The sequence below is a fragment of the Anaerovibrio sp. genome (assembly GCF_024697385.1).
Taxonomy (GTDB): domain Bacteria; phylum Bacillota; class Negativicutes; order Selenomonadales; family Selenomonadaceae; genus Anaerovibrio.
The window spans coordinates 1-5,177 of the sequence record NZ_JAILFV010000089.1 but is presented as its reverse complement, the minus strand read 5'-3'; the positions used below and the strand labels follow the sequence as shown (position 1 = coordinate 5,177).

The window sequence follows — 5,177 nt, the reverse complement described above, 5'->3', positions numbered from 1 at the left end:
CCCCCCACCTATAGAGGAAGGGGACATCTTACACCGAGTTATAAAGGTGCTGCGCTTCATCCTTTTACGGGGGAAGTGGCAGCACCTTTTTGTATTGGTAAAATTAAAATAAAATTAGAGTTTGACTTTTTCACCTTTTTTACAGAAACTATTGCTATATTGAAAATGTACCAAGGGGAAAGCCTTAAATTTAGTGGGTTAAATTAATTGAAAGGATGTGAAGCTGTAGTATGGATACGGAAGATATTTGTGAATATTTCAAAAAAGTTAAGGGGTATATGAAGAATACCCGGCTGAATGATTTATCAAGAATGCTTAGAGTTACAAGGATGCATAATCTGGGAAAGGGCAAGGCAATACTGGTAGCAGGAATTGTTGCATGGTCAGCCTTTGCCTGCAGTTTTGGCAATGTAAATAGCGCTGCAGCTGCCAGCGTCGGCCTGTTGGGGCAGGCAGGAATATTTACTGAAGGTATGCGACTGGGGGGAATTCCTTATCGCAATAGAAATGGTAGGGTAGTAGTATCCGGTAGTGCTTCCAAGCAGGACAATGTCTTGGATGGATGTCAGGTCAGGGCTCAAGTGGCCTATAACATGGCCAGGGCTAATGAACCGCGGATTACATTGGATATGCTTGATATTGCCGATAAATTGGGAACTACAATGGAGGGCCTCGAATATTCTGTAAAAACAGCCTCCAGTGTCAAAAGCAAGATCGTCAGGAAAATAGATAAAGCCCGCCAGTCCGGTGAGGTTCCGAAGCAGGATTATGAATATGTATCCGAAACAGGAGATTTGTTAAGATATACCCAGGTGGTAAAGCATGATGATATGGCAGACATGGTTCGTGCCACTGTAAAGCTCCTTGAGGAGAAGGGCTATACTGTGGATGAGGTGGATAACAAATACCTTAATGAATCAGGCAGGTACAAGGCAGTCCACCTGAATGCCACCAGCCCTTCTGGCCAGTCATTTGAAATGCAGGTACATTCTCAGGAAACTCTGGCTGTGGGCAAGGCAACTCACGCCATGTACGAGGAATGGCGCAATCCTGAAACCGATGACATCCGTAAGGCGGAGCTCTTTCGGGAAATCAAGGCAGCCTATGATGATTTGCCATTGCCTAAGGGTATAAAAAAACTAAACAGCTATAAGAGAAATACAAATATTGCATAGATGTCATTTTGCAGCAGCATCATACAGATATGTTGAAGCTTAGAATGAATTATGCTAGACTTAAGGTATGTTAATTAAGCTTTTAGCTATTTAGGGAGTTGAGTATATGTCTAAGTTTTGCTCGAACTGTGGTCAGGAACTGGAAGATTCTGCTACATTTTGTCATAATTGTGGTATTGCGGTGGGAAGTGCACCTGCTAAGCCGATGAATGGTGCTGGCTATGGCCAGACAGGTCAGCAGGCTTCCTACGGTCAGTATGGGCAGCCAGGTCAGTATGGGCAGGGCAGCCCTTATGGTTGCGCTCCTGGTGTTGCGTGGTCCATCGGTGATGACAAAAAGCTGGTCAATAAAGTGGCTTATGGATTGTTGGGCCTTTTGTTGGGGCACCTGGGAATTCATAAGTTTTATGCCGGTAAGACCATGTGGGGCATAATATATCTTGTTTTCTGCTGGACATTCATTCCTGGACTTTTGGGCATTGTTGAGGGAATCCTCGGACTTGTGGCCGATAGTGATGTCAATGGCAATATTTACGCTTGAGAAATTTTGCGGAAGTAGCAGCAACAGATAATTTTGGCCTGGGGAAATTTGTATTAAAACATTTGGTACCTGTCTGCGGATGGGTACTTTTTGTTACGGATAAAATTAAAAAATATGCAGGAAAATATCATCTCAATGGAGTATTAATCAAGGATAGAGTATGTCATTAAGAGGTGATTCGGGGTTGAAATACATATCATATTATGATTCTCCTGTTGGAAAGCTATACCTGACTGCAGATGGAAAAGGACTGACGGGTATTGCCTATGAGCATGAGGATGGAAACACCTTTCCCATGAATATTCGGGATGTGAAGTTCAGCGATAATTTACCTGTTATTATTGACACAAAGCTGTGGCTGGAACTGTATTTTAGCGGTAATAATCCAGGTTTTATGCCAAAGCTGTCCATCCATGATTCACCCTTTAGGGAACAAGTATGGAAAGTGCTGAAAACTATTCCCTATGGGCAGTCCATGTCTTATGGTGAAGTTGCCTCAATTGTTGCCAAACAGCGTAAAACCAAGGCTTCTCCCCAGGCGGTTGGGGGGGCATTGGCACATAATCCAATAGCAATTATTCTCCCCTGTCACAGAGTATTGGGCGCTGATGGAGGCATTACAGGGTATAATGGCGGTATAGAGGTAAAAAAATATTTATTGGATCTGGAGAAAATAAATTATATTGAAAAATAAATGAAACCTGTTCGGTTCTGCCGGATAGGTTTCATCAATAAATTTTGTGTGTATTGTGAGGAGCAGTTATGAAGGTTTTAATAATTAATGGCAGTCCAAAGGCTAATGGAAATACTTCTGTGGCCATTGATGAGCTGAAGAAAGTATTTGATGCAGAAGGTATTGAGGTACAGGTGGTACATATTGGCAATAAGGCAATTCGAGGCTGTATAGGCTGTTATTCCTGTGGGGAAACCAGGAAGTGTGTATTTGATGATGAAGTAAATTCTACTGCCAAGCTGCTGGAAGAGTGTGATGGCATGGTGGTGGCATCACCTGTATACTATGCATCACCGAATGGCACTGTGTTGTCCTTTTTGGATAGATTATTTATGAGCTGCAAGGCCGATAAGACGATGAAGGTAGGAGCCAGTGTCGCTGTAGCCCGTCGTGGCGGTCTGTCAGCTACCTATGATGCGCTGAATAAATATTTTGGAATATGCGGAATGCCTATTGCATCCAGTCAGTATTGGAACAGTGTTCATGGCGCAGCTCCTGGGGAAGCCAGGGAGGATAAAGAAGGACTCCAAACTATGCGGACATTGGCAAGAAATATGGTTTTCCTGATGAGGAGCATTGCCCTGGGCAGGGAAAAATATGGTGTTCCGGAGAGGGAGCCATGGGAAAAAACTAATTTTGTAAGATGATAGATTTTGGGGCTGGGGAGTAACCATTATCCCCAGTCCTGATTTTATGTCTAATGAGTAATGTGGGCTTTGGCAGGTGATGATTGGATGGAACAGAGCTTTTATATTTTTGACGGAAATAAAGTACAGTGGGTAGAGTCCAAGGCACCTTGGGTTCAGGAAGATATAGAAAAATTTAATCTCAGCTTTGTTAGCCGCGACATGACTGCCGAACAGGTACAGGAAAAAGCTGATGACAAGCCGTATCATTTATTGGCTTACGTTGATGCAAGTGATTTTTCAGAAAGATATAACCAGATTTATAAAAATGCGTGTGCCAGATGGCGGGTACAGCTTTATAAACCTCAAAAGACAGCAATCATTTTGGTGGATGTCTATACGGTTTCTGCCAATTATCAGGGAATATCTCTTCACACCAGAGGAAGCAAGCAGTATTCTCTTCGTCTGGATTATGGTAAATGGCAGTATATAGCCATTCCTTCACAAACAGACAGGCTTGAGTTCGGAGGTAATGGCTTTTCCTATAAATATGACTGGACAGATAAGGGCTTTGACTTTTCAGTGGATATTCCTCAGGTGGTAGTGGATAAGGTTATGGGCTTTTTAATGGAGCTTTCCAGGGAGGAATTTGGTTTTGTGCCTACTGTGCCGGAGAATATGCCTCCAGGAAAATTGTTGAAATATTTTATCCAATATCCTTTGGATGTCAGTGTAGGCTGGTATGTAGAGCTTTTGGGGTATGATTTTTCCCGTCAGGTCCTGCGTACCAATGACAGTAATTTTCAGATAATCTGTGATTACCTGCAGCTTCCGGCCACCAAGGCATTGCAAAGGGCGTACAGGCAGTATGGCAGAATACTGATTATCTGCTTTTTCCTTCAAAAAATAGGCCTTACAGATACGAATTTATGGCCATTATTTTATGATATGGATATTTTTATGGGTAATGATCTGAGCAAATGGGGTATCGACCGCTCCGGTCATTTTTATCTCAAAAATGGAGGACGGAAAACACTGTGGTGGGGCAGTATCAATGATTATGCCATAAGGAACTGGTGGAGTCAGGAGGAGAATGATACCACCGGATATGATAGCCAGTATGTAGGATGGCAGCTTTTGTATGAATGGCTGCATGATAAGTGGAATCCGCAACGGGTGGCAGAAATCCTTCGTGGTGCCATGGAAACAAACAGCTATATAGTCTCAGACTGTCTTAATATGTGGTTTCACGATTATACAGAGGATGATTTTCGGGATGATTTTGTTCAGTCGATTTATCGCACTGGTTTTTCCAGGGATACCCATGATATATGGATGGATGCAAGGCGGCGGATAGATAATGAACAAAGGCGTCGGGAAGCTAATGCCAAACATAAGGATTTTATGAACATCGAATTTACCTTGACCAAGGGAGACCTTATGAAAGAAGAGGATACTCCTTATGGGAGCTTTAAAGTAGCCCGTAGTGGCAGTGAGCTGTTTCAATTATCTGAGAGATTCCATAATTGTGTTTTTTATTTGTATACAGAAAAGATGAATCGCAGGGAATGTACCATATATTATTTAGAGTCTAACGGAAAGCTGGTTGCATGTATAGAGGTTGCCGGAGGAGTAATCCGACAGGCTTTGGGAGATCATAATAATATATTGACAGGAGAGATTCTTGACGCTGTCAAGGACTGGGGGATACGACATAATCTGGAATTCAAGCCGATAATGTAATCTGATTTCACATTAAATATTTTGGGGCACATTAAAAAGAGGCAGGCCATCCAGGCTTGCCTCTGATTTTTATTGTATTAGATATTGTACATGTGGTTCAGTGGTCCTGAGCCCTTGCCTATATCCAGTCCGGCCTTTAAGGCTCCGGTAAGATATTTTTTTGCCTTGGCAATGGCCTCAGGCAGCTCCATTCCCAGGGCTAAATTGCAGGCTATGGCAGATGACAGGGTGCAGCCTGTTCCGTGGGTATTAGGGTTATCTATATGCTCCTGGCGGTACCAGTTGAATTCTTCGTTGTAATAGAGTAAGTCTGTAGCGGTTTCCTTCAAATGACCGCCTTTTACCAGAACGCCACCGTA

Annotated in this window: 7 protein-coding genes; 6 read left to right on the top strand and 1 reads right to left on the bottom strand. The window is 42.9% G+C overall.

The features are described 5' to 3' along the window. From K6C05_RS04640 to K6C05_RS04615, 6 genes are all read left to right on the top strand, one after another. The coding region (locus K6C05_RS04640; RefSeq protein WP_296731829.1) for a hypothetical protein at positions 1-207 on the top strand (207 nt) is incomplete at its 5' end. 71 nt (positions 208-278) lie between these two features. Then, entirely contained in the window at positions 279-1,175 is an 897-nt protein-coding gene (locus K6C05_RS04635; RefSeq protein ID WP_296731826.1) for a hypothetical protein, read from the top strand. Between the two features lie 106 nt (positions 1,176-1,281). After that, positions 1,282-1,716, top strand: coding sequence for a zinc-ribbon domain and TM2 domain-containing protein (locus K6C05_RS04630; protein WP_296731824.1), 435 nt, complete (start codon positions 1,282-1,284; stop codon positions 1,714-1,716). Positions 1,717-1,876: 160 nt separating this feature from the next. Next, the gene (locus K6C05_RS04625) at positions 1,877-2,410 is read left to right on the top strand and encodes a methylated-DNA--[protein]-cysteine S-methyltransferase (RefSeq protein ID WP_296731821.1); all 534 of its coding nucleotides are present in this window, start codon (positions 1,877-1,879) and stop codon (positions 2,408-2,410) included. Positions 2,411-2,478: 68 nt separating this feature from the next. Beyond that, positions 2,479-3,096 carry a flavodoxin family protein gene (locus K6C05_RS04620; protein WP_296731820.1) on the top strand — a complete coding sequence of 206 codons (618 nt, stop codon included), beginning with the start codon at positions 2,479-2,481 and terminating at the stop codon, positions 3,094-3,096. 69 nt (positions 3,097-3,165) lie between these two features. Continuing rightward, positions 3,166-4,818 (top strand): PcfJ domain-containing protein, encoded by a 1,653-nt coding sequence (locus K6C05_RS04615; protein ID WP_296731817.1) that lies wholly within the window; start codon positions 3,166-3,168, stop codon positions 4,816-4,818. Positions 4,819-4,895: 77 nt separating this feature from the next. Here the strand turns inward: K6C05_RS04615 and K6C05_RS04610 are convergent. Next, positions 4,896-5,177, bottom strand: a 282-nt coding sequence (locus tag K6C05_RS04610) for a bifunctional hydroxymethylpyrimidine kinase/phosphomethylpyrimidine kinase (RefSeq protein ID WP_296731815.1), incomplete at its 5' end; no start/stop codon positions are given.